The 25,870-nt window shown below is 35.4% G+C and carries 25 protein-coding genes; 17 read left to right on the top strand and 8 right to left on the bottom strand.

Features of this window, described 5'->3' with window-relative positions; genetic code table 11:
• The 3 genes from EXIGUO8A_RS15940 (at position 1) to EXIGUO8A_RS15930 (ending at position 1,618) form a co-directional block, all read left to right on the top strand.
• Complete coding sequence (locus EXIGUO8A_RS15940) at positions 1 to 357, top strand: helix-turn-helix transcriptional regulator (RefSeq protein ID WP_159303920.1); 357 nt, start codon at positions 1 to 3, stop codon at positions 355 to 357.
• 71 nt (positions 358 to 428) lie between these two features.
• Positions 429 to 806: a hypothetical protein gene (locus EXIGUO8A_RS15935; RefSeq protein WP_159303919.1), complete on the top strand. Its 378-nt coding sequence runs from the start codon at positions 429 to 431 to the stop codon at positions 804 to 806.
• A gap of 2 nt (positions 807 to 808) precedes the next feature.
• Positions 809 to 1,618, top strand: coding sequence for a TerC family protein (locus EXIGUO8A_RS15930; RefSeq protein WP_159303918.1), 810 nt, complete (start codon positions 809 to 811; stop codon positions 1,616 to 1,618).
• A 99-nt stretch (positions 1,619 to 1,717) separates the two neighbouring features.
• Here EXIGUO8A_RS15930 and EXIGUO8A_RS15925 read toward each other — a convergent pair whose 3' ends face one another.
• The 4 genes from EXIGUO8A_RS15925 to EXIGUO8A_RS15910 form a co-directional block, all read right to left on the bottom strand.
• Positions 1,718 to 2,674 (bottom strand): sterol desaturase family protein, encoded by a 957-nt coding sequence (locus tag EXIGUO8A_RS15925; RefSeq protein ID WP_159303917.1) that lies wholly within the window; start codon positions 2,672 to 2,674, stop codon positions 1,718 to 1,720.
• Positions 2,675 to 2,783: 109 nt separating this feature from the next.
• The gene (gene mscL / locus EXIGUO8A_RS15920; protein WP_159303916.1) at positions 2,784 to 3,212 is read right to left on the bottom strand and encodes a large-conductance mechanosensitive channel protein MscL; all 429 of its coding nucleotides are present in this window, start codon (positions 3,210 to 3,212) and stop codon (positions 2,784 to 2,786) included.
• 7 nt (positions 3,213 to 3,219) lie between these two features.
• A complete protein-coding gene (locus tag EXIGUO8A_RS15915; RefSeq protein ID WP_159303915.1) occupies positions 3,220 to 5,877 on the bottom strand; it encodes a DNA gyrase/topoisomerase IV subunit A in 2,658 nt (885 codons plus the stop codon).
• 25 nt (positions 5,878 to 5,902) lie between these two features.
• The gene (locus EXIGUO8A_RS15910) at positions 5,903 to 7,765 is read right to left on the bottom strand and encodes a DNA topoisomerase IV subunit B (RefSeq protein WP_159303914.1); all 1,863 of its coding nucleotides are present in this window, start codon (positions 7,763 to 7,765) and stop codon (positions 5,903 to 5,905) included.
• Positions 7,766 to 8,003: 238 nt separating this feature from the next.
• Here EXIGUO8A_RS15910 and EXIGUO8A_RS15905 point away from each other — a divergent pair, with 238 nt between their 5' ends.
• Together EXIGUO8A_RS15905 and EXIGUO8A_RS15900 are read left to right on the top strand one after the other, a co-directional pair.
• The gene (locus tag EXIGUO8A_RS15905) at positions 8,004 to 8,900 is read left to right on the top strand and encodes a DnaJ C-terminal domain-containing protein (RefSeq protein WP_159303913.1); all 897 of its coding nucleotides are present in this window, start codon (positions 8,004 to 8,006) and stop codon (positions 8,898 to 8,900) included.
• 2 nt (positions 8,901 to 8,902) lie between these two features.
• Complete coding sequence (locus EXIGUO8A_RS15900; protein WP_116768917.1) at positions 8,903 to 9,196, top strand: chaperone modulator CbpM; 294 nt, start codon at positions 8,903 to 8,905, stop codon at positions 9,194 to 9,196.
• Here the strand turns inward: EXIGUO8A_RS15900 and ychF are convergent.
• Complete coding sequence (gene ychF, locus EXIGUO8A_RS15895) at positions 9,193 to 10,287, bottom strand: redox-regulated ATPase YchF (protein ID WP_159303912.1); 1,095 nt, start codon at positions 10,285 to 10,287, stop codon at positions 9,193 to 9,195. The two genes, EXIGUO8A_RS15900 and ychF, sit on opposite strands and share 4 nt — an antisense overlap.
• A 203-nt stretch (positions 10,288 to 10,490) precedes the next feature.
• Here ychF and EXIGUO8A_RS15890 point away from each other — a divergent pair, with 203 nt between their 5' ends.
• From EXIGUO8A_RS15890 to EXIGUO8A_RS15880, 3 genes are all read left to right on the top strand, one after another.
• A complete protein-coding gene (locus tag EXIGUO8A_RS15890) occupies positions 10,491 to 11,069 on the top strand; it encodes an RNA polymerase sigma factor (RefSeq protein WP_116768915.1) in 579 nt (192 codons plus the stop codon).
• 57 nt (positions 11,070 to 11,126) lie between these two features.
• Positions 11,127 to 12,140, top strand: coding sequence for a FecR family protein (locus EXIGUO8A_RS15885; RefSeq protein WP_159303911.1), 1,014 nt, complete (start codon positions 11,127 to 11,129; stop codon positions 12,138 to 12,140).
• Between the two features lie 369 nt (positions 12,141 to 12,509).
• Positions 12,510 to 15,308, top strand: coding sequence for a TonB-dependent receptor (locus tag EXIGUO8A_RS15880; RefSeq protein ID WP_159304511.1), 2,799 nt, complete (start codon positions 12,510 to 12,512; stop codon positions 15,306 to 15,308).
• 142 nt (positions 15,309 to 15,450) lie between these two features.
• On the opposite strand, the gene EXIGUO8A_RS15875 is transcribed toward EXIGUO8A_RS15880, so the two are convergent.
• Positions 15,451 to 15,801 carry a 4Fe-4S dicluster domain-containing protein gene (locus tag EXIGUO8A_RS15875; RefSeq protein ID WP_116770097.1) on the bottom strand — a complete coding sequence of 117 codons (351 nt, stop codon included), beginning with the start codon at positions 15,799 to 15,801 and terminating at the stop codon, positions 15,451 to 15,453.
• A gap of 89 nt (positions 15,802 to 15,890) precedes the next feature.
• On the opposite strand from EXIGUO8A_RS15875, the gene EXIGUO8A_RS15870 reads away from it, so the two are divergent.
• From EXIGUO8A_RS15870 to EXIGUO8A_RS15830, 9 genes are all read left to right on the top strand, one after another.
• On the top strand, positions 15,891 to 16,961 hold the full coding sequence (locus tag EXIGUO8A_RS15870) for an acyl-CoA reductase (RefSeq protein WP_159303910.1): 1,071 nt from the start codon (positions 15,891 to 15,893) through the stop codon (positions 16,959 to 16,961).
• 65 nt (positions 16,962 to 17,026) lie between these two features.
• Positions 17,027 to 18,091: a 3-phosphoserine/phosphohydroxythreonine transaminase gene (serC, locus tag EXIGUO8A_RS15865; protein WP_159303909.1), complete on the top strand. Its 1,065-nt coding sequence runs from the start codon at positions 17,027 to 17,029 to the stop codon at positions 18,089 to 18,091.
• Positions 18,092 to 18,138: 47 nt separating this feature from the next.
• The gene (locus EXIGUO8A_RS15860; RefSeq protein ID WP_159303908.1) at positions 18,139 to 19,089 is read left to right on the top strand and encodes a D-2-hydroxyacid dehydrogenase; all 951 of its coding nucleotides are present in this window, start codon (positions 18,139 to 18,141) and stop codon (positions 19,087 to 19,089) included.
• A 69-nt stretch (positions 19,090 to 19,158) separates the two neighbouring features.
• The gene (locus EXIGUO8A_RS15855; RefSeq protein ID WP_071342101.1) at positions 19,159 to 19,791 is read left to right on the top strand and encodes a DUF937 domain-containing protein; all 633 of its coding nucleotides are present in this window, start codon (positions 19,159 to 19,161) and stop codon (positions 19,789 to 19,791) included.
• A gap of 65 nt (positions 19,792 to 19,856) precedes the next feature.
• Positions 19,857 to 20,321, top strand: a complete 465-nt coding sequence (locus EXIGUO8A_RS15850; protein ID WP_159303907.1) for a DUF6146 family protein — start codon at positions 19,857 to 19,859, stop codon at positions 20,319 to 20,321.
• A gap of 30 nt (positions 20,322 to 20,351) precedes the next feature.
• Positions 20,352 to 20,666, top strand: a complete 315-nt coding sequence (locus tag EXIGUO8A_RS15845) for a DUF6787 family protein (protein ID WP_116768908.1) — start codon at positions 20,352 to 20,354, stop codon at positions 20,664 to 20,666.
• A gap of 110 nt (positions 20,667 to 20,776) precedes the next feature.
• Entirely contained in the window at positions 20,777 to 21,031 is a 255-nt protein-coding gene (locus tag EXIGUO8A_RS15840) for a hypothetical protein (protein ID WP_159303906.1), read from the top strand.
• Positions 21,032 to 21,097: 66 nt separating this feature from the next.
• Positions 21,098 to 23,491 (top strand): TonB-dependent receptor, encoded by a 2,394-nt coding sequence (locus EXIGUO8A_RS15835; RefSeq protein ID WP_159303905.1) that lies wholly within the window; start codon positions 21,098 to 21,100, stop codon positions 23,489 to 23,491.
• Positions 23,492 to 23,528: 37 nt separating this feature from the next.
• Positions 23,529 to 24,083, top strand: a complete 555-nt coding sequence (locus EXIGUO8A_RS15830; protein ID WP_159303904.1) for a type 1 periplasmic binding fold superfamily protein — start codon at positions 23,529 to 23,531, stop codon at positions 24,081 to 24,083.
• A gap of 59 nt (positions 24,084 to 24,142) precedes the next feature.
• Here EXIGUO8A_RS15830 and EXIGUO8A_RS15825 read toward each other — a convergent pair whose 3' ends face one another.
• On the bottom strand, positions 24,143 to 24,622 hold the full coding sequence (locus EXIGUO8A_RS15825) for a monoheme cytochrome C (protein ID WP_159303903.1): 480 nt from the start codon (positions 24,620 to 24,622) through the stop codon (positions 24,143 to 24,145).
• Complete coding sequence (locus tag EXIGUO8A_RS15820) at positions 24,623 to 25,843, bottom strand: sulfite oxidase (protein WP_159303902.1); 1,221 nt, start codon at positions 25,841 to 25,843, stop codon at positions 24,623 to 24,625.
• Positions 25,844 to 25,870 lie beyond the last annotated feature (27 nt).

Genomic DNA, 25,870 nt, shown 5'->3' with positions numbered 1-25,870 from the left:
ATGTTAGATATCAATTTATTCATATCAAGGTTAAAAGCAATTTTAACCCACTACGAACTTTCCTCCTCTGCCTTTGCAGATTTAATAGAGGTGCAAAGATCTAGCATATCTCATTTACTAAACGGAAGGAATAAACCCAGCCTTGAATTTATCATGAAAATTGATGAAGCTTTTTCTGAAGTTGATATTAATTGGTTGTTATATGGCATTGGTAGTTTTCCTAAACCAGAAGAAAAACCGCAACACAAAAACCAAGATAATCCCCAAAAAAAGATAGATGAAACTTCTAAAAAGATTATTGAACGCATAGTAATTTTTTATACCGACGGTACATTCAAAACATATTCTGAAAAGTAATTTTGAAATTAACACCAAAGTATTACTAACTTTTGATAGACACATCACCCCTATTTTCATTATTTTGCAGTATGATAAAAAATATACTATATACTGCTTTTTTAAGCCTTTTTATAAGCTCGTGTTACCAACCAGAACGTGATTGCGAAAAGTATAAAACGGGTACGTTTAAGTTTACTTATGAAGTTGGAGACACTATTAAAGAAGGGAAATTTATAAGAACCGATGATTATAGTGTAGATTATTACGAGAACAAAGTAGATAGTGCTACCGTGCGTTGGTTTAATGACTGCGAGTTTGTTTTGCAGGATATTAACAGTAAAACGGCCATACACTACAAAATCATTAGCACAACAGATTCATCATACACCTTTCAATATAATAGTGCCGTTAAAGACCCTAATAAAAAATTAGTGGTAAAAACCGGTACAGCCATTAAAACCAACTAACCATGTTTGAAATTTTTGCCAGTCCGGATGCTTGGATCGCCCTACTCACCTTAACTTTTCTAGAGATAGTTTTAGGTATTGACAATATTATTTTTATTTCTATTGCTGCAGGTAAATTAGAACCTGCACAAAGAAAAAAAGCCACAAACATAGGACTTGTTCTAGCTATGGTTATGCGTATAGTCTTGTTATTCGGTATTTCGTTGCTAACATCAATGAAAAAACCTTTTTGGGTCTTTGATAGCGAATGGATTACAGGTGGAATTAGCGGACAAGGCATTATACTCTTTTTAGGCGGCTTATTTCTTCTTTATAAAAGCACTAAAGAAATTCATGAAAAAGTTGAAGATAAAGGACATGACGAACGTGAAGTTAAAAAAGCCAGGTCAACATCATTGACAAACGCTATTTTACAAATAACGGTTATAAACATAGTTTTTTCGTTTGACTCTATATTAACGGCTATAGGTATGACAAACGGCATTTCTCCCAACCCCAATGACGCACTAATTCTTATGATCGTAGCGGTTGTTATTTCGGTTATAATCATGATGCTGTTTGCGAATCCGGTGGGTGATTTTGTAAATAGACACCCATCTATTCAAATCTTAGGACTTTCCTTTTTAATCTTAATAGGTTTTATGTTGATTGCCGAGGCGGCTCATCTAAGCCATTTAATAGTGTTTGGTAATGAAGTTGGCACCATACCTAAAGGCTACCTATATTTCTCAATAGCATTCTCATTAATGGTGGAATTCTTTGACCTTAGAATGAAAAAGAACAAAAAACCTATTTCACATCAAGAAGATTGAAAAATCACCACACAATTAAAAAACCCTAATTAAGCGAATGCTTAATTAGGGTTTTTTATTCTATGTAGTGCAATCTATTTACTGAAGCTCCACAAGGCTTTAATTTGGTCTATCAAAAGCCATTTTAGGGTTTGCCTCCTTTTGTTGCTTATACAATCTTTGCTGTTGTTTTACTGTCATAGTACTACCGTCATGACTCCATCCCGGAGGTCCGAAGATATACATTAACTTATACTTCAGCTTTTTTACCTTCTTTACGTCTGCCCAAATATCTTTAAATTCATGGGTAAGGATTACAATAGGATTGTTTGAATTAGGCGCATGAATTACACCGAATTTCACATCGATTTCTTCATCGTACTCTTTCCAAGTGCCGAACATTTTATCAAAACAATTTAAAAATCCTCCATGGTTCTTATCCAAATACTCCACATTTTGCGCGTGATGTACCTGATGCATTGTATGCGTATTGAAGATTTTCTCTATAAAACCCATTTTAGGAACATATTGTGAGTGCAACTGAAACTGCCAGAAAGATTCAATAGCCAAACAAACCACTACCATTTCTACGGGAAAACCAATAATCGGCATCCAAACATAAAAAAAGGGTTTATACAGCAGCGTAAACCAACCATTTCTAATCGCCGTACCAAGATTAAAATTATCTGAAGAATGATGCACTATATGTGCGGCCCAAAGAATTCGAATTTCGTGGTTTGCCCTATGAAACCAATAATATGTAAAATCATCTGCTAATTGACATAACAACCATACATACCAAGCATACCCAAAAGACTTATAGCCCATAATATTAGTTCTCACGCCATCTACCATTGGGTTGAACAACTCATAAGCATATTCAAAAAGCACCACTAACAATACCACTTTCAGTAAAGGACCAATAATGGCAGATCCAATACCCATGGCGCTACTCGCTGCAAAATCTTTCCAATCATAGAGATCATCATCTCCATGAGTTTTGCTATAGGTCAATTCTAATAAGATAAAGGCAATAAATGCTGGCGCACCGTAAACCAGCGGGTTAGTGAAATCCATTAATTCAAAATTTTTGTAAAGGTAGTTATAAAACCAACTGTTCTTTAAAAATGTCTAATCTTAACTTTCTATTTAACGATAAGGTATTCCAATTATTAAACACTTTCGATCAATTCTTGTTCTTTATTATTTCGTTCTGCTCTTGCAATAGTTTCTCTAAGCGAGACAACAGCTCAATGTTTTTAGGTGTCTCTACCTCCTTATTGGCAGGGTCTTCCGACTTTTTCTTAAACCTATTAATGAACTTGATCATTATAAAAATAGTAAATGCAATAATCGTAAAGTCTATTAAAGTCTCAATCAACTCTCCGTAACCTATGGCAACCTCCTCTACAGTTTCAGAAGCTTCTCTAAGAATCCATTTTTTATTGGAAAGCGTAACATCATCGGTAAGTAAAGATAAAGGCGGCATTATTATGGCGGAAACGATAGTACTCACCACCTTATTAAATGCCGTACCTATAATAATCCCAACAGCAAGATCGATCATGTTACCTTTGACGGCAAAATTCTTGAACTCTTCAAAAAAATTCTTCATAACTCAATTAATCAAACAATGTAGGTCCGTCTGAAGTTGCATCTCCATCTTTAGGCTTTTCTTTATCATCACTAGATGCAACTGCTTGTTCATCGATAACTTCAATATCCTCAGCTTTTTCTGGAACTGCAGGTTCATAAGGCAATGGTTCTAAACTATTAATATTTTTCACCTTTTCTGTTATCAGTTGATTACCTAAAGCTTTTATTCCCTTAATCGCTATAAAATTCTCAATATCAACTTTTTCACTTTCCTTAGCCTCCTTACCTCTAGGCTTAGGAAATTCAATTTCAATCATTGGTTTCCAATCTGTAGAAACAAGTTCTAAATACGATTTCGGATGTTCGGAAATAAAGAGTTCTTCTTTATTTTCGTTTTCTATCAAAAATCGTTTTACGTAAAATCTTTCTTTTTCACCTTCCCAGTAAATGGCAGAAATAGGTTTCTCTGGAATCCATTTTTCAAGCACGATCATATCATCATCAAAATGAGAGGTCAAAACAGGCAAGAAAGTTTTAGCTACCCCTTTTTGATTGATTACCAACAATAAATCGTCACCCTTAAACTCGCCGAGCAACTCACCTCTTCCATCAACGTTTAATCTTCTCACCACATCATCGAACCAAATCTTTCTTGGTTTCAATGTAGAAACTCCCTTTTCCTTAAGCTCAATACGTTTTACCGAATATTTGGTAACTATATTTCCTTTAGAAGCTCGACCTTTGATAAGTACATCGGAAAAATCAATATCCCATTTCAATTTCTTAATACTACCTACTTGGCGCAACAGAACAGTAATAACTTCAGCTTCACCATTTGGATTTGCAGAAAAGTACAACACTTGCGTACCCGGTTTACCCGTACCTAAATCATACACTCTATCACGCGTTATACTTGTGACATTAAAGCGTTTTATATACGTTGCACCCCCTTTTCCGTCCTTGTAAATTAAATTGTAAGTTGTGCGTTTATCTTTCTTTTTAAAGACCGCAACATGGATAATGCCTTTACCTACGAAAGTTTTGGAGTCCACTTTTGAAACCATCATTTTACCTTCATTGGTAATAACAATAATATCATCTATATCACTACAGTCTGTTACATACTCGTCTCTTTTTAATGAAGTACCCACAAAACCTTCATCTCTATTGACATAAAGTTTTGTATTTCTAATAACCACTTTAGTGGCTTCAATATCATCAAAAACACGTATTTCTGTTTTCCTTCCTCTATCCTTACCGTAAGTTTCCTTAAGGTTCTTAAAGTAATTAATAGCGAACTCTATTAAGTTAGCCAAATGATGTTTTACTTCAGCAATGCGTTCTTGCAAACTTTCTAAGTGCTGTTGCGCCTTGTCTAAATCGAATTTAGAAATCCTTTTAATTCGTATTTCGGTCAATCTGGTGATGTCTTCCTCAGTTACCGCTCGCTTAAGATGTTTTGTATGCGGTGCCAAACCTTTATCGATAGCATTGATCACTCCTTCCCAAGTCTCTTCTTCCTCAATATCGCGATAAATACGATTTTCAATAAAAATACGCTCTAAAGATGCAAAATGCCATTGCTCCTCCAGCTCACCAAGTTGTATTTCTAATTCTTGCTTTAAAAGATCAACCGTAGAATCCGTTGATCTTTTCAACATTTCGGTCACCCCTATAAACAAAGGCTTGTTGTCTTCAATAATACACCCTAAAGGCGAAATAGAAGATTCACACGCCGTAAAAGCATATAGGGCATCAATTGTTTTATCTGGAGAAATACCACTAGGAAGGTGCACTAAAATCTCAACTTCTGCAGCAGTATTATCCTCTATTTTTTTAATTTTTATTTTGCCTTTTTCATTGGCTTTAAGAATAGAGTCTATTAAACTTCCAGTATTAGTACCATAAGGTATCTCATTGATTACTAAGGTATTCTTATCATACTGAGATATCTTTGCTCGAACCCTAATTTTACCACCTCTTAATCCGTCATTATAATTAGTTACATCTATAATACCTGAAGTCGCAAAATCTGGGAAAATTTTAAACTTTTGCCCCTTTAGATGTTTTATAGAAGCATCAATTAACTCAACAAAATTATGAGAAAGTACTTTAGTCGAGAGACCTACGGCAATACCTTCTGCACCTTGGGCCAAAAGTAAAGGAAACTTTACCGGTAAGTTTACAGGCTCCTTTTTTCTTCCATCATAAGAGGCCTGCCATTCCGTAATTTTAGGACTGAAAATAACCTCTAAGGCAAATTTCGACAACCTTGCTTCAATATATCTTGAAGCGGCAGCCCTATCTCCCGTTAATATATTACCCCAGTTCCCTTGAGTATCGATCAAAAGATCTTTCTGCCCTATTTGCACCATGGCATCTGCAATGCTGGCATCACCATGTGGATGGTATTGCATGGTATGACCAACTACGTTTGCTACTTTGTTGTACCTACCATCATCAAGCTCCTTTAAGGAATGCATGATTCTACGCTGTACAGGTTTAAAACCATCTTCAATAGCAGGCACGGCTCTTTCTAGAATTACGTAAGAAGCGTAGTCCAAGAACCAGTCTTTGTACATACCGGTAACCCTCGTCAATGCCTCGGAGGGTTCTGTATTCTCATTATTTTCTTCGGAAAGATTGTCGTTAATTTCCTCGTTCAAATCGTCATTTTCTTCCATTCAGAAGCAATCGTATTAACTTAATTTATACTACTTTATCTTCTATCAAATCAACTTCTACTTTAAGATTGTTGATTATAAATTTCTGTCTATCCGGTGTGTTTTTACCCATATAAAAACTCAGTAATTCTTCTATGGACATCGCCTTGTCGAGCATTATAGGCTCTAAACGAATATCATCACCAATAAAGTGCCTAAACTCATCTGGCGAAATTTCACCTAACCCCTTAAAGCGGGTAATTTCTGGTTTACCTGATAATTTGTTTATCGCATTTTGTCGTTCTTCATCACTATAGCAATATATAGTTTCCTTCTTATTTCGAACTCTAAATAATGGTGTTTGTAAAATATACAAATGGTTTTCTTTTATCAGCTCTGGGAAAAATTGCAAAAAGAAGGTTATTAACAACAGGCGAATGTGCATACCATCTACATCGGCATCAGTAGCGATGATAATATTATTATATCTTAAGTCTTCGATAGACTCCTCAATATTCAATGCCGCCTGCAAAAGATTGAACTCTTCATTTTCATATACAATCTTTTTCGACATACCGTAAGAGTTCAAAGGCTTTCCTTTTAAACTAAAAACAGCTTGTGTATTTACGTCACGAGACTTCGTTATAGAACCAGATGCAGAATCTCCCTCGGTTATGAACAAAGCACTTTCTAGTCTACGATCATTTTTCATATCGCTCAAATGAACTCTACAATCACGCAATTTTTTATTGTGCAGACTAGCTTTCTTAGCTCTATCGCGCGCAAGTTTTCGAATACCCGATAATTCTTTACGCTCCTTCTCTGCCATCATGATCTTACGCTGAAGCTTCTCGGCAGTTTCTGCATTTTTATGCAGGTAATTATCTAAGTATTTGCCAACAAAATCATTAATATACGTACGTACGGTAGGAAAATCTCCTCCCATATCCGTAGAACCCAATTTTGTCTTTGTCTGACTTTCAAAAACAGGTTCCATCACCTTAATTGAAATAGCAGATATAATCGACTTTCGAATATCGGAAGCATCATAAGACTTACCATAAAAATCACGTATGGTCTTTACGATCGCTTCTCTAAATGCTGCTTGGTGCGTACCACCATGGGTAGTATGTTGCCCGTTTACAAATGAATGATATTCCTCGCTATATTGCGTTTTGCTATGTGTAATGGCGACTTCTATATCTTCACCTTTTAGATGAATAACCGGATACAACATATCTTCTACATTGTTGTTATCCTCCAAAAGATCCTTTAATCCGTTCTCAGAATGAAATTTTTCACCATTAAAAACAATGGTCAACCCTGGGTTTAGGTAAACATAGTTTTTGAGCATGCGTTCTACATACTCATTTCTATACTTGTAATTCTTAAATATAGTTTCGTCTGGTATAAAGGTAACCTTGGTTCCTTTACGTTTACTGGTTTCTTCAGGACCAACTTCACTTTCTAGATTACCAGAGCTAAACTGAGCGGTCTTTATTTGATTATCCCTAGAAGATTGCACCTCAAAGAAACTGGATAGCGCATTTACCGCCTTTGTACCAACCCCGTTTAATCCAACCGATTTTTTAAATGCACGGCTGTCATACTTACCACCGGTATTCATTTTAGAAACCACATCTACAACTTTACCCAAAGGTATGCCACGACCGTAATCCCTAACCTTTACCACTTTATCCTTAATGGAAATTTCAATGGTTTTTCCGGCACCCATTACAAATTCATCAATACAGTTATCTATAACTTCTTTTAAAAGAATATAGATACCGTCATCGGCAGAAGAACCGTCTCCTAACTTACCAATATACATACCAGGTCTTAATCGGATATGTTCTTTCCAATCGAGCGAGCGTATGTTATCTTCAGTATATTGAGAGTCTTGAGCCATAGAATAAAATTTATGAAAGTTGCGCTAAAGATAGCACCACTCGGCAAAAGATAAAATACCTGACTGTTAAAGTAATTAACAATTAATTATTCCTTTTTGTTGATAGCCATTACAGAAGTTACCAATTAACGGATAATTTTAGCATTAAAAATTATAATAAATGAACAAATAATTACTGACGCATGTCATTGTTGATTTTTCATCAATTAAATATCTTTAAAGAAGATTTTGAATACTTATGGAATTTATCGACTACTATAAAATTCTTGAACTAGACAAAACGGCTACTCAAGCAGAAATTAAAAAAGCATACAGAAAACTTGCCCGCAAGTTTCACCCAGATGTTAATCCGAACGACAAAACCGCACAGGAGAAATTTCAACGTATAAATGAAGCCAACGAAGTGTTGGGCGATCCCGAAAAAAGAAAAAAGTACGATCAGTATGGCAAAGATTGGGAGCATGCCGATGCTTTTGAAGAAGCTAAACGAAACCAACGCAGCTCAACGGCAAACAGAAACAGTTCCTACACCAATTATAGTGGGCAAGAGGATTTTTCAGATTTCTTTGAATCCATGTTCGGCAGTGGAGGATTTGGCGGCGGAGCTGGTCGCAGAGCTACGCAATTTAAAGGTCAAGACTTAAATGCAACGTTAAAACAGAATCTGTTGGATATTCTTGAAGACCAAAAACAGACCTTGGATCTGGGCAACAAAAAAATTAGAATTACAATACCTGCAGGCGTGGAAGACGGGCAAACCATAAAAATAGCAGGTTACGGAGGCGAAGGTGTAAATGGCGGACCAAAAGGAGATCTATACCTCACTTTTGAAATTTACAATAACACGGATTTTCAACGAGTAGGAAATGATTTATACAAAAATGAATCTATCTCCCTTTATGATGCCGTCTTAGGAAACTCAATAGAGATTAACACTTTAACTGGTAAAGTTAAATTAAAAATAAAACCAGAAACGCAAAATGACACCAAAGTAAAGCTAAAGGGTAAAGGTATGCCGGTTTATAAAAAGAAAGGTGTTTTTGGTGATTTATACATCACTTATAAAATAGCCATACCAACGCAACTTTCACAAAAGGAAAAAGAGTTATTTAAACAACTATCAGAATTGAGATAATTATGAATTTGGAAAATTATATACAGATAGAGGTGTATTGCAAACAAACACAGACCCCTTTAGAATTCATTGATGACCTTTTGGAATTTGATATGATCGAGGTGCAACGTATTGATAATAAAAGTTATGTTCAACCCCATCATATAGTAGAAATTGAACGTATATATAGGTTGCGTAATGATTTAGGTATAAATATGGAAGGAATAGACACCTTAAACCATATGATAGAAAAAGTCAACCGACTAGAGCAAGAATTAAAGATGCTACGAGATCGGTTGACTATATATGAACATTAAACATTAAAACGGAAATGCATTACATCACCATCTTTAACTATATACTCTTTACCTTCTACTCTCATTTTACCCGCTTCTTTCACTTTTGACTCACTCCCAAAAGCAACATAGTCATCATAAGCAATAACTTCTGCACGAATAAAACCTTTTTCAAAATCTGTATGTATAACTCCAGCTGCTTGTGGCGCTGTTGCGCCAACAGGAATAGTCCAAGCACGAACTTCCTTTACACCAGCGGTAAAATAGGTTTCCAAATCCAACAATTTATATGCCCCACGAATCAATTTTGCAGATCCAGGTTCTTCTAAACCTAAATCCTCCAAAAACATTTGGCGCTCTTCATAAGTTTCCAATTCAGTAATATCAGCCTCGGTGCCAACAGCTAAGAATATCACCTCTGCATTTTCTGCCGCAACTGCTTCTTTCACCTTTTCAACATATGAGTTTCCATCTACAGCAGCATCTTCATCAACATTACAAACATACATTACTGGCTTATCGGTAATAAACTGTAATGGCTTTACAAACTCAATTCTTGACTCCTCGTCTATTTCAATTGCCCTTACAGAAGAACCAGCTTCCAATCCGTTTTTTATAGCAAGTAGCACAGCCTCTTCTTTTTGTGCATCTTTATTTCCTGTTCTTGCCGCTCTTTTTACTTTTTCCAATTTTTTATCTACGGTCTCCAAGTCTTTTAACTGAAGTTCCATATCTATAGTTTCCTTATCCCTAATTGGATCAACACTACCGTCTAAGTGAACTATGTTATCGTTGTCAAAACAACGAAGAACATGAAGAATTGCATCCGTTTCACGGATATTTCCTAAAAACTGATTTCCTAAACCTTCACCTTTACTGGCTCCTTTTACCAAACCGGCAATATCAACTATTTCTACAGTTGCAGGCAATACCCTTTCTGGGTTTACTAATTCCTCTAGTTTTTCCAATCTTGAATCTGGCACATTAACCACTCCAATATTAGGCTCAATAGTACAAAACGGAAAGTTTGCACTTTGCGCCTTAGCATTGGACAAACAATTAAAAAGTGTTGATTTACCAACGTTTGGCAATCCTACAATACCTGCTTTCATAATTTAGAATATTTCAAGAGTGCAAATATAGTTTTTACCAATACAATTTGCATTCATTTTTACACCTAACATATTCTTTAATTTTCATACGATATATTTAAATATTATTCAAATAATTTAGCTGAACGATGGTTAAATATTGAAAATTTAACATTTTTTAAGAAATATTTCATACTTTGCAGTACAGAACATGCACAAATTATATGGAACTTCATTCAGATGAAACAATATGGTATTTCTTTAAAAAGGGCGAAGCTAATGGCTTCAGTCTCCTTTTCAAGAAGTACTATCCTCAATTATATGTGTATGGTTTAAAGCTTAGTAACAATCGAAATTTAACAGAAGATTGTCTCCAGAACTTTTTCGTTCAATTATTTGAAGAACGAGAAAAGCAAAACGAGATAAAAAATTTAAAAGCTTATTTATTCGTTTCCTTTAAAAGAAGATTGATCAATCAACTACAAAAGAACCAGAAGAATATTCCCGTTTCTGAAGCACAACTATTCAAATCTAATTTCACTTTTTCACCAGAAGAAATCTCCATACATCAAGAGATTCAGTTTTTATGCACATCTACCTTAGCTAATCTAATCAACAAACTATCACCAAGACAAAAAGAAGTTCTGTATTTAAAATATTATAGCGGAATGAAGAGTACTGATATTGCTGAAGTTATGGATATGAACTACCAAAGTGTATTAAACGTGTTGCAAAAAGCATTATCAAAACTCAGAAAAGCTTCTGAAAATCAGCAAATTAAAAATATTTTGAAAAAAAATTGAATTTGGTAGGGTATGTTTTTAAGAGTTACATCTCTTATAAATGGAACACCTTACTAAATGGACAAGAAGCACAATTTCAATCTACAATATTTTCTTAACGATGCATCTTTTGAAAACTGGGCAAAAGATTTAAACAAAAATGATGTATCCTATTGGAATAACTGGATACAGAACAACCCTGAACATCTAGAAACAGTAGAAAATGCAAAATCTATAATTACCGGTATTAATTTTAATCAAGACTATCCTAGTAATAGTATTGTAGAAGAAGCCTTATCTAAAGTATTGAACAAAATAGATATTGACATTCCTGCCCCTACAAAATCCAAAAAAGTACATTCACTAAATACAGTACTCCTTTCCACTGCAGCTGCTGTACTATTAATTCTTGTCGGTTATAGTAGTTTAACATATATCACCAACCAGTCTACCACAATTCATAAAACCAATTATGGTGAAATTATCGACCTAAAATTACCAGACGGCACATCTGTGGTTTTGAACGGAAACTCAGAGATATCATATGATAAGGAGAACCCTCGTCTACTAAACTTAAAAGGTGAAGCTTATTTCAAAGTAAAGTCAATACCCAGTACCAATGCAAAGTTTTGGGTTATTACCAACGACCTTAAAGTTGAAGTCTTGGGAACCCAGTTTCATGTAAATACAAGAAAACAAAAAACCAATGTAGTTCTTGATGAAGGTTCTATTCATTTAGAATTTAAGAATGGAGAAGTGGCTAAAATGATACCTGGCGAAATGGTATCCTTTTCCAATGAAAGTAAAAAATTACTTCATAAACGCGTAGATGTGGAAACACCATATGCTTTATGGAGAGGTGGTACTTACGCATTTAACGAAATACCTCTTAAAGATGTAATGACCAACTTAGAGTTGACGTACGGTATTGAGGTACAATACTCGGCTACCGAATTAATGAAAATTCCCATATCTGGTGGTATCCCCAATCAGAACCTAAAAATATGTATAGCCGCTATTGAAAAGGCGACCGGAACAAGAATAATTAACAAAGGAAATATTTTACGCGTACAAGAAAACCCTATTTATTAACTAAACTATTTATTTATGAGAACAAAAAAACTAATGAGAATGCTTATTGCAGTACTGCTATTTACGAGCAGTATGAGCATGAAGGCTTCTGACGAACTCAAAGAAAAGGTGACCCTAAGTGAGTTCTTAAATGAAATAAGTGAAAAACACGAAGTCTACTTCACTTATAACCCAACACTGGTATCTAACACCAGTTTAAATCCTGAGGAATATAAGTTTCCAGTATTGGATAAAATCATTAATAAACTAGAACGTAAAACTAGTTTTGATTTTGAATATTTAGGTAATAAGTATTATGTAGTTTACCATAAAAAACCGCAAAGAGCTAAGATTTTAAAAGTCGATTCAAACACTAACGGTATTTCTGCAATGACTTTGACCGAAAAAGTGCAAAATACGGTTAGCGGTCAAGTTACCGATGCTTCAGGGACGCCTTTAGCCGGAGTTAATATTGTTGAAAAGGGTACAACCAACGGTACCACTTCTGATTTTGATGGTAATTACACAATCAATATTAATGACAATAGCACATTGGTTTTCAGCTATATTGGTTTTGCCACTCAAGAAGTTGCTACAGCCGGAAAAAGCAATATTAACGTTAAGCTATCAGAAGGAATGCAACTTGATGAATTTATTGTAGTAGGTTCTCGTACGGCACCAAGAAGTAATGCAGACACCCCATTACCTGTAGATGTCATTGGTGCCAAAGATTTAAGTTCCACAGGTCAAGCAACTTTTGACAAAGCATTACAGTATAAAATCCCTTCTTTTAATACGGTACAAACACCAGTTAACGATGCAACCTCTTTATTAGATCCCTATGAAATTAGAAATATGGGACCTTCCAGAACATTGATATTAATAAATGGTAAACGTAAAAATTTAAGTGCGTTATTATATACACAAACATCTCCTGGTCGTGGTGAAACTGGTGCCGATATCTCTGCAATACCAACCGATGCGATCAAAAGAGTGGAAATTCTTAGAGATGGCGCATCTGCACAGTATGGATCTGATGCTATTGCTGGTGTAATGAACATAATACTTAAAGATTCTCCAAATGAGGGTTCTGCAACAATAAGAACAGGTATAACCTCTGAAGGTGATGGTGAAATGTTCGGAGTCGCTGTTAACAATGGTTCATCTATTGGGGAAGACAAAGGTTTTATAAACTATACTGTTGATTTATCTAAAGTGAATTTAGCAAATAGACCAGGCACGGTAAGCGCATTAGGTGAAGCTGACGGAAACACAGGTTTTGGTGCAGATTTAGGAGTTGTGCAAGAGTTTTTATCAAGACGCCCAGACGCTGGTAATATTAACGGTTCTCCTGAAACTGCCGCAGCTAAGTTTGAAGTAAATTTAGGATATGAATTAAGTGAAAACACTAAATTGTACGCCAATGCAGCTTATGTATATAAAAAAGTAAATAGTTTTGCCAATTACAGAACCCCATACTGGAGAACAGTTGAAGATTTTCCCTATTTAGCAGATTTTTTCCCTGGTGAAAACCCAAATAATGCAGGTGGTTATGATGGTTACGTTCCAACATTTGAAGGTGATTTAAGTGATTACAACGCGACTATAGGATTTAAAACCGTAAAGAATGACTGGAATATAGACGCAAGTTTTACGACAGGTGGCAACTCACAGACTTACAAAGTGAACAACACCCATAACAGAAATGTTGTTTTGTCTGAGATTACACATAATGACATTAATGAAGATGGAGTAATTGATGAAGGTGAATTAGTACCAGGCACAAACTTATATCAAGAAAATAGTCCTACTTCATTTGATCCTGGGGGTACAAGATTTTCTCATAATGTTGGAAATATTGATATTTCCAAAATTCTTTCAAGTAAAATAAGTATCGGTATTGGTGCTGAATTTAGAGTTGAGAATTTTGAAGTTATTGAAGGTGGTTTAGCTTCCCATGATGGAGGTGGCGCAGATTCTTTTGCAGGTAATCAACCTGAAAATTCAGGTACGTGGAGCCGTTATAACATAGGTGGATATTTTGATTTAGCTTACGACGTTAACGAAGATTTCTTAATTAATGGAACTATTCGAACTGAAAATTATTCTGATTTTGGAAATGCGTTTGTATGGAAGCTAAGTTCAAGGTATAAATTTGCCGATGATAAAATTACCTTAAGAGGTTCTGTTTCTACCGGATTTAGGGCACCTACCTTACATCAGATTTACACACAAAAAGCTCAATATAGTTTTAGCGGAGGTGGAATCGTAGTTGGTGGTTTAGTTAACAATGTATCACCTCAAGCTCAGTTTTTAGGTATTCCAAAACTTGATGCTGAAAAGTCCAATAACTTTACTGTTGGTTTTGGAGCAAAAATATCAAATAATTTCAAGTTTACTGTTGATTATTATAATATCGCAGTTAAAGACAGAATCGTTTTAAGTACAGAAATTACAGGAACAGCTTTCGATGCTGATGGCAATAATATTGGAACCAATCCACTTGATGATGTATTAAGAGATAATAATTTAGCAGATTTAAGCTTCTTTGTTAACGCTATCGATACTAGAACTTCAGGTATTGATTTAGTCGCTAACTACAATAATATTGAGCTAGGTTCTGGTGTTCTTAATTTTAGTCTTGCCGGTAATTATACTATTCAAAATGAACGTGATGGAGCAGTAAAAAACCCAGAGTTAATTGAAAATGCTGGTCAATCAGTTGTAAATGCTACTCAAGAAGCGTTATTTTTCACCTCTAGACCAGTATCAAAGTGGATTTTAGGTGCTAATTATGAACTTGATAAATTTGCCTTTTCACTGAACAATACATATTTCGGTAAAACCACATTTCAGCAAGGAGATTTAAGCCCTGATTTAAGAACTGAATTTATACCAAAAATTGTAACTGATTTGGGTGTAAACTTCAATGCAACCGAAAAGTTGACCTTAGCTTTAAACATCAATAATATATTTAATGTTTTACCGGAATGGGAATTTAAAGCGAATAATGATGCAGGTACTGCAATAATAAATGACACTTCCATTACTGCTTCCGGGTTAACTCAACTTCAGAATGAATCAAACGCAATTACCTTCAACCAACGTTATTCTCAAATGACGTATGACGGTTACCACTTTAGTCAATTAGGAACCATGTTCAACTTATCTTTAAATTATAAGTTTTGATTTTGATTTAGTTTATTTAATAAAAAAGCTACCTATTGATTTAGGTAGCTTTTTTTATTTTATTAGAATTCAACTATTGAAATCCCTAAAAAGGAAATTAAAATTTATCTCTTACTTAGTATCCAAAATTTTACTGACCAGGTTATTCAGGGTGCATAAAGCGCTGCTTAGCCAAAAGCTCTTCTTCTGTTTCTTCATGATCATCATCTGGAACACAACAATCTACAGGGCAAACCGCTGCGCACTGAGGCTCTTCATGAAAGCCCATACACTCAGTACATTTATCCGGAGCTATATAATATACTTCATCACTAATAGGCTCTTGCACTTCACCTGCATCGACCTCTTTACCATCGGGCAAAACAACATTACCCTCTAAAGACGTACCATCGCTATATCTCCATTCATCTGCTCCTTCATAAATTGCAGTGTTAGGGCATTCCGGTTCACAAGCCCCACAATTTATACATTCGTCTGTTATTATAATTGCCATAATTTCTTCTTCATTAAAATGCCCAAAAAACAACGGGCATGCTTATTTTTGCACAAAGGTAATCTCTACCAATCTAGTATACAAATATAATGACCCATAGCAACCTAACGATAGAAGCTTTTGTTAAACTTGGAAATTTTCTAAGAACATTTTGTGATTTAATAGAACAAAACACCCTTTCAGATCATTTAAATGACAAATGGATAAGTGCATTTAAATCGGAAGCTGAAAGAGCCCAACATTATAATGGCTGGTTTACAGAAGAGAATTGTATGCATGCTTTTAAAGAATGGGGCAATGCACTTACCAAAAAGAATCTTGAAGAGTGGCTGAGCAAATATGATTTAAGTGCCAATAGTGAAAAGGTTGTTGCATTAATATTAGCCGGTAATATACCTTTAGTCGGTTTTCATGACCTTTTATGCGTTTTAATTACTGGGAACAAAGCTTTGGTAAAATTATCGAGTAACGACCAAAAACTAATTCCGTTACTTATCGATTACTTAATAGATGTTGAGCCAACACTTAAAGAATCCGTAACCTTTACCAAAGAAAAATTAGATTATTATGATGCGGTTATTGCAACCGGAAGCAACAATACGGCACGCTACTTTGAATATTATTTTGGAAAAAAACCGAACATTATACGTAAAAACAGAAACTCCGTTGCAGTTTTAAGAGGCAACGAAACCGAAGAGGAACTAATAGCACTTGGTGAAGATATATTCAGGTATTTTGGATTAGGATGTAGAAGTGTTTCAAAAATTTATATTCCTAAAGATTACAATATCGACACTTTCTACAAAGCAATGTTCAAGCATAGCGATATCATAAATCATAATAAATATGCTAATAATTATGACTACAATAAAGCTGTTTATTTAATGAGCGAGTTTAAGATTTTGGACAATGGATTTTTAATTCTAAAAGAAGAAGAAAGTTTTGGTTCACCAATAGCTTCATTATTTTTTGAGTATTATACTGATGAAGATTCCCTAAAAAACAAGCTTTACACAAATAAAGATAATTTACAGTGTATTGTAGCATCAGGCTTTACCGAAGATGAAATTGTCTTTGGTAACACACAAAAACCTAAGTTAAACGACTATGCCGATGGTATAGATACTATTAAATTCTTGTTGAACACTTCCAAGAATTAAATACCGAATAGTTTATAAAAATCTTCAAAAAATCCTGACCTTTGCAATCTTAAATTACACACAAGATGAAAAAACATAATTTTAGTGCCGGTCCTTGTATATTACCAAAAGAAGTATTGTTAAAAGCTTCTGAATCTGTAATGGACTTTAATGGTTCTGGACTTTCACTTATTGAAATTTCACATAGAAGTAAAGATTTTGTTGCAGTAATGGAAAATGCAAGGTCATTGGCATTAGAACTGCTAGACCTAAAAGATAAAGGATATAAAGCATTGTTTCTTCAAGGTGGTGCAAGCATGGAGTTTTTAATGGTTGCCTATAACCTATTGGAAAAAAGAGCCGGTTATTTAAATACCGGTACATGGAGCGACAAAGCAATAAAAGAAGCCAAATTGTTTGGTGAAATTGTAGAGGTAGGATCATCTAAAGATGAAAGTTTCAAATATATTCCCAAAGGCTATTCTGTACCTTCAGGGTTAGATTATTTACATATTACATCGAACAATACCATTTTTGGTACTCAGTTCAAAAAATTTCCAAAGACCGATTGTCCTCTTGTTTGCGATATGAGTTCTGATATCTTCTCAAGAAGTTTAGACTTTTCTCAATTTGACCTTATTTATGCGGGTGCTCAAAAAAATATGGGTCCAGCAGGTACTACTTTAGTGGTAGTAAAAGAAGAAATATTAGGTCAAGTATCTAGAAAAATCCCTTCAATGCTAGACTACCAAGTACATATAGCAAAAGATAGCATGTTCAATACGCCTCCTGTATTTGCGGTATATACTTCTATGCTTACATTAGAATGGTTAAAAAATCTTGGTGGTATTGCTGCCATAGAAGAGATAAATGAAAAAAAGGCAAGATTACTATATTCTGAAATCGATTTAAATCCGGTTTTTGAAGGCTTTGCCAATGTGGAAGATCGTTCTTTAATGAACGCTACATTCAACCTAACCGATGATGCCTTAAAAACTACTTTTGACGATATGTTGAAAGAGGCTGGTATAAACGGTTTAAACGGACACCGTTCAGTTGGTGGTTACAGAGCAAGTATGTATAACGCATTATCGTTGGACAGTGTTGGCGTATTGGTTGATGTCATGAGCGAAATGGAACGAAAAGGATAATTGTTGCGATCCATTCTGAACACAACAATAAAATTTTAGGAAAACAAATGAAGATATTAGCTAATGACGGTATTTCTCAAAATGGTATCACCACTTTAGAGAAAGCTGGGTTTAACGTATTGACAACCACTGTTGCGCAAGAACAGTTGGTCAATTATATCAACGAGAACAAAATTGATGCATTATTGGTACGTAGTGCTACCAAAGTAAGAAAAGATTTAATAGACGCCTGCCCTACCCTAAAACTAATAGGCAGAGGTGGTGTTGGTATGGATAATATTGATGTTGCTCATGCAAAATCCAAAGGCATACACATTATCAATACACCGGCTGCATCATCAGAATCTGTAGCAGAATTGGTATTTGCCCACCTTTTTGGTGGTGCACGTTTTTTATATGACGCCAATAGAAATATGCCTTTAGAAGGCGATAGTAATTTTAAAGGATTAAAAAAATCCTATTCAAAAGGTACCGAATTAAGAGGCAAAACCCTTGGTATCTTCGGATTTGGAAATATTGGACAAGCAACCGCTAAACTAGCGATAGGCGCAGGAATGAAGGTTGTTTATTGTGATCCCGATGTTGCAGAAGCTAAAATCGACCTTGATTTTTTTGACGGTCAAAAAGTGTCTTTTAGTTTAACCAATACAAGTAAAAATGATTTACTTAAAAATGCCGATTACATTTCATTGCATATACCTGGTCAAGACAACTACGTTCTAGGAAAATCGGAATTTTCCAAGATGAAGAAAGGTGTTGGTATTGTAAATGCAGCCAGAGGTGGAGTTCTAGATGAAGTTGCTTTGATCGATGCATTGGAAAACGGTACAGTTGCATTTGCGGGTTTAGATGTATATGAATCTGAACCAAAGCCAGAGATTAAAATTTTAATGCACTCAAGCATATCTTTATCTCCGCATATTGGGGCTGCAACCTTAGAAGCCCAAGAGAGAATAGGTGAAGAATTGGCAGAGCAAATTATTACTTTGCTAAATTAGGCGCTCAATAGCATAATTTATTGACTCTTTTTCGTATTTTACGGCATAAACATTAAATTAACTATTACAATGGCAGGATTATTAGATTTATTAAATAGCCCAATGGGGCAACAATTAATTAGCGGTGTAGCTGGTCAAACCAACCAACCTGAAGACAAAACCGCTAATGTACTTAGTATGGCTATGCCATTAATACTTGGTGCAATGAAAAAAAATGTCTCTACACCAGAAGGTGCTCAAGGCTTAATGAGTGCATTGTCGAGCAACCATAGTGGTGGTATATTAGATAACCTAGGAGGTTTGTTTAGCGGTGGCGTAGATGAAAGTGTAATGAACGACGGTGCCGGTATTTTAGGTCACGTTTTCGGAAGTAAACAACCACAGGTTGAAAGTGCCTTAAGTGCAAAGTCCGGTTTAGATTCAGGATCAGTTGCTCAAATTCTAAAAATTGCAGCTCCTATCGTAATGGGCTTTTTAGGTAAGCAAACAGCACAAAGTAATGTAAGTGATGGTACAGGTATGAATGCTCTTTTAGGTAGTATGCTTGGTGGTCAACCACAAGAAAACCAGAGTTTGATTACTTCATTATTAGATGCCGATGGCGACGGAAGCATTTTAGATGATGTTGCAGGTATGGTTATGGGAAGCAACAAAAAACAAGGTGGTCTAGGAGGTCTTTTAGGAGGTCTTTTTGGGAAATAACACCTAAACCTTTTATATCTAAGCCGCTTGTAAAAACAAGCGGCTTTTTTTGTATCTTAAATTCTATGAAAAAGAAGAGTTTTAAAGTTACATACATTGTCTTGGCAGGTATTTGTTTTGCTTTACTTTTAAATTGCGGTACAAGCAACAAATCATTGTCCATCACCGAAGATGAAAAAGAGGTTTTCAATCAAGTAGAAGGAGATACCGTTTTAATTGCAAGTGATAAAACAGAATATGAGATAATAATCATAGAACCTGGTTTTAATATTTGGCTTGCATCAATAGCCAAACCAGAAGGTTATTACTCGCAAAGTTTCTTAGAAAACAGAAACCAAATAATGGTACTGGAATGGAACCAAAGAGTGCTACAGCCATCACGCTACAATCCTAATCTATATGAAATGCAAATAGACTATTCTAGGCAAATAGATTATGGCTACGAGGTAAACTACAAGCTATATAATTATTTTATTTACTTCCAAAGAAAATACAATCAGCGTTTAGGTCCTTTTATACCACGTATATAAAAAGTATATTTGACCCTTTTAATAGAAGTCATGCAGAAATTAAAGGAACGCTGGGGAATAACCAGTAATTTTCAATTAATCATCATATTTGTTGTATTTGCTATTACGGGATCTTCATCTGTATATGTAGCTAAACCTTTTTTAAACTTAATTGGTCTTCAACAAGAAAATTTTTCTGAAGCTTGGTGGGGAGGTCCATTGTACTGGACATTACGAATTTTATTAATTTTCCCTTTCTATCAAGTATTATTGATAATTTATGGATGGTTATTTGGGCAATTTAATTTCTTCTGGGCTTTTGAGAAGAAAATGTTGAAGAGAATTGGACTTGGATTTTTATTCTAACACACCTCTGTTTGGTTTTCTTTAACATACAGTTCTTCATCTTTTAGTACTTTAGCGAAGTGAAGAACTCAATATTTACATATTTTTCTGTATTCACGTTGTTTTGCCTTATGCTAATTAAGGTAACCTCTTTTCATGTCTATACGCATCAAGATAATACTGCAGACACCATAGAAAACTGTAGTATCTGTGATTTGGCTGTTCAAAATCAAAATTCTGAATTTACTTTTGTAGCCATTTTATTGTTCGTAATTGCTTCGGCACTTATCATTACCGAAAAAAAACTGATACCTTTTTCAACAAAGGTAACTTCTACCTATTTTAGGTATTCAACTTTTGGTCGCCCCCCACCCTTCCTGGCTTAGTATCCCATCCATTTTATTAAATCGGTAAATATTTAGATCGATTTACAATAGCGCTAAACTTATACAATGAAGTATTATTTATATGTTTTCGCAATCTTTTGTAGCACGTTGATATATGCTCAAGATTGTAATTCAATATTATTAGGAGAAATAGTTGATTTCCATGACAACAGTCCGTTGAGTGGTGCAACTATTAATATTACAGGTAAAGACTATACAGCCACATCAAAAGAGAATGGCAAGTTCAGCATTAAGCAACTTTGCGATGGTATTATAGAGCTTGAAATTTCGCATCCGGAGTGTACTACCAAATTTGTGACATTGACCATAAATGGGGACACGTATTCAGAGATTCGATTAGAGCACCACTTGGAAGAATTAAAAGAAGTTAAAGTTGTTGGTGATGTTCCAAAAAACACTAACTCAGGACAAGAAAATATTTTATCGGTAAAAGACATAGAACAAAACAGTGGTAAAAGTTTAGGGGACGCTTTAAAAAAGATCGCCGGAGTTTCTACCTTAAATACCGGAGGCAATATTGTTAAACCGGTTATACAAGGGTTAAATGGTAGTAGAATCTTAATACTAAACAACAATGTTCGTATGCAGGATATGGAGTGGGGAGAAGAACACGCCCCAAATGTAGACGTTAATGCAAATCAAAACATCAGCGTTATTAAAGGTGCTGCAGCTATTGAATATGGCGGTGATGCCATTGGTGGGGTTATCGTACTTGAGCCACTACCAATAGTAAGAACGGACTCCTTATTTGGTAAAACACAACTTAATCTTGCGTCAAACGGTCGTGGGGGAAATATAACATCATCATTGACCAAATCATATAAATCTGGGCTCTACATAAAAGGTCAGGGTTCATATAAAAGACTGGGAGATTTAGAAGCACCAGATTACATATTATCAAATACAGGTATAAAAGAAAGCGGAGCTTCATTAAGTATTGGAAAGCGCGATTTTATACAGGGTTGGGAGGGTTATTATTCCTATTTCAATTCAGAAATTGGCATTTTAAGAGCCTCACATATTGGTAATATAGATGATTTAATTACAGCTATTAATAGTGATGTGCCTAGTGTTATCAATGATTTTACTTATGATATAGACCAACCGTACCAAGAGGTTACCCACCATTTAGGAAAATTAAGTTATTACCGAAGATTTGAAGGTTTTGGTAAGTGGACCACACAGTATGATTTTCAACAAAATAGAAGATTTGAATACGATGTTCGTGTAGGCGATGATGCCGATAAAGCTTCATTAGACCTTAAGCTAACCACACATTCTATTTTAACCAATATTAAATTCGATGCAAAACAAGGCTTGGATTTTAAGGTTGGAGCGTTAGGTAGATATCAAACAAACTTCGCAAATCCTGATACTGGTGTAAGGAGACTTATTCCTGATTACGATAAATACGACTTTGGTCTCTTTGCCATAGGAAGCTATGAGCTTAATAATGATTGGACCTTAGATGCAGGAGCCCGATACGACTTTAGCAGAATAGATGCTAAGAAATTTTACAGAACCTCTAGATGGGAAGAACGCGGGTATGATGTAGACTTCTCCGATATTATTCTTGAAGACCTAGGCACTCAGTTACTTACCAATCCTGTTTTTGATTACCATAACTTTTCCGGCACATTAGGTTTTCATTACGAAATTAATGGCAAAGATCATTTACGCTTTAACTATGCATACGCACAGAGGGCTCCAAACCCTTCAGAATTATTTAGTGACGGCCTGCACCATTCTGCGGCACGTATCGAATTGGGCGATTTAAGAATAAAGAGCGAAACATCTTCCAAATTTTCTGCATCATTAGAAAGAAATACCAATAAATGGGGCTATACGGTCGCTCCCTTTTTAAATAGTATTAATGATTTCATACTGGTTGAACCAACTGGTGTAGAATTCACGATTAGAGGAGCTTTCCCGGTATGGTCTTATAGACAGACCGATGCCGTTTTATTAGGTGTAGATGCTTCATTATACAATAATTGGTCGTCTGGTATTAGAACAGATCACAAGTTTGCTTGGGTAAGAGGTACAGATACGGAAACGGACACTCCGTTAATTCATATACCTGCAGCTAATTTCACAAACAGCATTTCATATACCAACCCTAGGTGGAACAACTTTCTAATTAGTTTAGAAAGCCAGTATGTATTTGAACAAACTAGATACCCAGAGAACATTGAGGTTTATTCCCCAGAGCAACAAGAAAATGTAATCTTGGACATCAACACTCCGCCAGATGCTTATCACCTATTGGCGTTAAATACCGAAGCGTCATTCACATTAAAGAACAAAAATGATTTAACAATTGGTTTAAGTGCAACCAATTTACTGAATACAAATTATCGTGATTACTTAAATCGCCAACGATACTTTGCAGACGATATGGGCAGAAATATTAATCTGCGCCTAATTTTTAACTATTAATACTAACGATTACTAACAAATGAAAACAAGTACAACTATGAAAAGAAACAAAACCTTAAAAACAGTTTTAGCATTAAGTTTAATGGCTACGGTAATGACATCATGTTCTAGTGATGACGATACACCCGAAATAGTAAACGAAGAAGAAATTATTACTACTATGAAGGTTAGTTTAACTAGCACAGCTGGTACAGCTACACTGCAATCTCAAGATTTGGATGGTGACGGACCAGATGCACCAGTAGTAACTGCAGACAATTTAACCGCTAACACTACCTATTCAGGAAGTATTGTATTATTGAACGAAACTGAAACACCAGAAGAAGATATTACCGAAGAAGTGGAAGAAGAAGCTGACGAGCACCAGTTTTTCTTTGGACTAACAGGCTCTCTTTCAGAGGTAACTTATTCTGATGAAGATGATGATGGAAATCCAGTAGGTATTGAATTTGAATTGACAACAGGTGATGCAGGTACTGGTACTATTACAATTACATTGCGTCATGAGCCAACCAAGCCAAATGACGGTACTTTAGCTGACGCTGGTGGAGAAACCGACATTGCTCAAACTTTTACTGTAACAGTAGAATAAAAAAACATATTGTTAAAAAAGCCTTTGAATTAAATTCAAAGGCTTTTTTATTTTTATTCCTAAAGTTGATACCACTCAATATCTGTGAGTACCGCTCTCCTACCCACTTTTTTAGGCGGATAATTAGTTACTAAATAATTGATGATAACAGCTTCATTCTCTCCCAAATCCCACAAGTTTTGAGTTTCTTGCATCCATTTAATGGTCGATTTCCAGCGTTCTTCGTTCATTCGGTTCTGCATTACCAACTTAGCAGAATGACAGTTGGTACAGTTTTGAACGGTAACCATCATTCCTGGGGCATCAATAAATCCGGTACGAACATGAATTCCATTTTCTATTTTATCGTAATCGTCATCTTCAGGAACACTTACCAGCTCGGTTTGTGGTACATCCGTTTTAAAAGCGGACAAACCTGGATCCACAATTAAATACACTAGTATAATTGCACCAATACCAATAACGGCACAAGCTAATATTGTCTTTCTATATAATTCCTGAAAATCGCGTTTTAGCTTATCATGATTCTGCTTTTTCATCTATGCGATTTTTACGGCTATCCTATGACAGGCATTGTTCAAATACCCTTTTGGATTCCACCCAGGTAATAACATAGGTTGACTAACCCCATTAGAATCCGTAGCTTTTGCCCAAACTTCATAATATCCTTCTTGAGGAAATGAAATTGCTGCAGAAAAATGCTGCCAAGCTAAACGATTAGCCGGTTTTTCTAAAATACACGATGACCAAGTAGCGCCAAAATCTATGGAATATTCCATTTTTGCAACTTCAAGTTCACCTGCCCATGCATGCCCTCTAATATTTAATTTCTTTCCTTTAGACAAGGTAGCCCCAGTTTTAGGATAAGTAATTAACGATTTTACGGGCATAGACTCAATAATGCACATATCTTCATCTGCTACCTTTTCACCCGGTGCCACCGGTTTACAAGGCACTCGATAAGCCGTACCTGTCATTTTAGTGCCATCATGAACTATATTTCTAATACTGATACGTTGCAACCATTTTCCAGAAACCGAAGCTGGCCAACCACCGGCAATTACCCGTAATGGATAACCGTGGGCTAATGGTATGTCCTCTCCGTTCATTTTAAAAGCCAATATAGTTTCATCTTGCAATGCTTTAGACATAGGTGCACCCCTAGAAATTGGTTCCTTTGTTGGGTCTCTACTCAAATGCACATCTGCAGCGTGATAACCAAAGTAAACGGCATCGTCCTTGATACCAACATCTTCTAAAACATCACGTAATCTAATACCTGTCCAGCTTGCACAATATACAGCTCCTATAGTCCATTGATTTCCTTTCGCCGGTGGATCGAATTCACTTCTACCATTACCACCACATTCTAATGTCAATTGATAGGTATGGTGCTTAAATTTTGATTTTAATTCGGAAAGGGAATATGTTTTTTCCTGCTTAACAGATTCGCCATCAATGGTAAGCGTCCAATTCTCTACATCTATATTTTCAGGAATGAGTCCGTTGTTACGAACAAAAATGGACTTATTGGGAGTCACTTTATCATCTAATAAATGAGCTTGCGCCTCAATATTCCATGGTTTGTCATTTAGAACAACCATATCTTTGTCCTTATTGAATAATTTAAATGGATCGGAATCTTGTAAAGCTACGGGAGTGTAGCCTTCGGGCATTAATTCTTTAAAAACAATCTCTACTCCTAGTAAGGCGGCCAAACCACCTAAACTAGATTTTGCAACAAAACTTCTTCTCTTCAAAATGCGTAATATTTGAGCTAAAGTTAA

It is taken from the genome of Maribacter litoralis, from assembly GCF_902506355.1.
Taxonomy (GTDB): domain Bacteria; phylum Bacteroidota; class Bacteroidia; order Flavobacteriales; family Flavobacteriaceae; genus Maribacter; species Maribacter litoralis.
The sequence above is the reverse complement of the archived record's forward strand: the minus strand, read 5'-3'. Positions and strand labels throughout refer to the sequence as shown.

What these genes read in the sequence shown, in the direction of transcription:
- EXIGUO8A_RS15855 (WP_071342101.1), top strand. Translation starts at nt 19,159, where the DNA reads ATGGCAGGATTATTAGATTTATTAAATAGCCCAATGGGGCAACAATTA.
- EXIGUO8A_RS15935 (WP_159303919.1), top strand. Translation starts at nt 429, where the DNA reads ATGATAAAAAATATACTATATACTGCTTTTTTAAGCCTTTTTATAAGC.
- EXIGUO8A_RS15885 (WP_159303911.1), top strand. Translation starts at nt 11,127, where the DNA reads ATGGACAAGAAGCACAATTTCAATCTACAATATTTTCTTAACGATGCA.
- EXIGUO8A_RS15930 (WP_159303918.1), top strand. Translation starts at nt 809, where the DNA reads ATGTTTGAAATTTTTGCCAGTCCGGATGCTTGGATCGCCCTACTCACC.
- EXIGUO8A_RS15860 (WP_159303908.1), top strand. Translation starts at nt 18,139, where the DNA reads ATGAAGATATTAGCTAATGACGGTATTTCTCAAAATGGTATCACCACT.
- EXIGUO8A_RS15875 (WP_116770097.1), bottom strand. Translation starts at nt 15,801, where the DNA reads ATGGCAATTATAATAACAGACGAATGTATAAATTGTGGGGCTTGTGAA.
- EXIGUO8A_RS15900 (WP_116768917.1), top strand. Translation starts at nt 8,903, where the DNA reads ATGAATTTGGAAAATTATATACAGATAGAGGTGTATTGCAAACAAACA.
- ychF (WP_159303912.1), bottom strand. Translation starts at nt 10,287, where the DNA reads ATGAAAGCAGGTATTGTAGGATTGCCAAACGTTGGTAAATCAACACTT.
- EXIGUO8A_RS15825 (WP_159303903.1), bottom strand. Translation starts at nt 24,622, where the DNA reads ATGAAAAAGCAGAATCATGATAAGCTAAAACGCGATTTTCAGGAATTA.
- EXIGUO8A_RS15905 (WP_159303913.1), top strand. Translation starts at nt 8,004, where the DNA reads ATGGAATTTATCGACTACTATAAAATTCTTGAACTAGACAAAACGGCT.
- EXIGUO8A_RS15925 (WP_159303917.1), bottom strand. Translation starts at nt 2,674, where the DNA reads ATGGATTTCACTAACCCGCTGGTTTACGGTGCGCCAGCATTTATTGCC.
- EXIGUO8A_RS15880 (WP_159304511.1), top strand. Translation starts at nt 12,510, where the DNA reads ATGACTTTGACCGAAAAAGTGCAAAATACGGTTAGCGGTCAAGTTACC.
- serC (WP_159303909.1), top strand. Translation starts at nt 17,027, where the DNA reads ATGAAAAAACATAATTTTAGTGCCGGTCCTTGTATATTACCAAAAGAA.
- EXIGUO8A_RS15910 (WP_159303914.1), bottom strand. Translation starts at nt 7,765, where the DNA reads ATGGCTCAAGACTCTCAATATACTGAAGATAACATACGCTCGCTCGAT.
- EXIGUO8A_RS15840 (WP_159303906.1), top strand. Translation starts at nt 20,777, where the DNA reads ATGCTAATTAAGGTAACCTCTTTTCATGTCTATACGCATCAAGATAAT.
- EXIGUO8A_RS15915 (WP_159303915.1), bottom strand. Translation starts at nt 5,877, where the DNA reads ATGGAAGAAAATGACGATTTGAACGAGGAAATTAACGACAATCTTTCC.
- mscL (WP_159303916.1), bottom strand. Translation starts at nt 3,212, where the DNA reads ATGAAGAATTTTTTTGAAGAGTTCAAGAATTTTGCCGTCAAAGGTAAC.
- EXIGUO8A_RS15850 (WP_159303907.1), top strand. Translation starts at nt 19,857, where the DNA reads ATGAAAAAGAAGAGTTTTAAAGTTACATACATTGTCTTGGCAGGTATT.
- EXIGUO8A_RS15870 (WP_159303910.1), top strand. Translation starts at nt 15,891, where the DNA reads ATGACCCATAGCAACCTAACGATAGAAGCTTTTGTTAAACTTGGAAAT.
- EXIGUO8A_RS15835 (WP_159303905.1), top strand. Translation starts at nt 21,098, where the DNA reads ATGAAGTATTATTTATATGTTTTCGCAATCTTTTGTAGCACGTTGATA.
- EXIGUO8A_RS15940 (WP_159303920.1), top strand. Translation starts at nt 1, where the DNA reads ATGTTAGATATCAATTTATTCATATCAAGGTTAAAAGCAATTTTAACC.
- EXIGUO8A_RS15830 (WP_159303904.1), top strand. Translation starts at nt 23,529, where the DNA reads ATGAAAAGAAACAAAACCTTAAAAACAGTTTTAGCATTAAGTTTAATG.
- EXIGUO8A_RS15890 (WP_116768915.1), top strand. Translation starts at nt 10,491, where the DNA reads ATGGAACTTCATTCAGATGAAACAATATGGTATTTCTTTAAAAAGGGC.
- EXIGUO8A_RS15845 (WP_116768908.1), top strand. Translation starts at nt 20,352, where the DNA reads ATGCAGAAATTAAAGGAACGCTGGGGAATAACCAGTAATTTTCAATTA.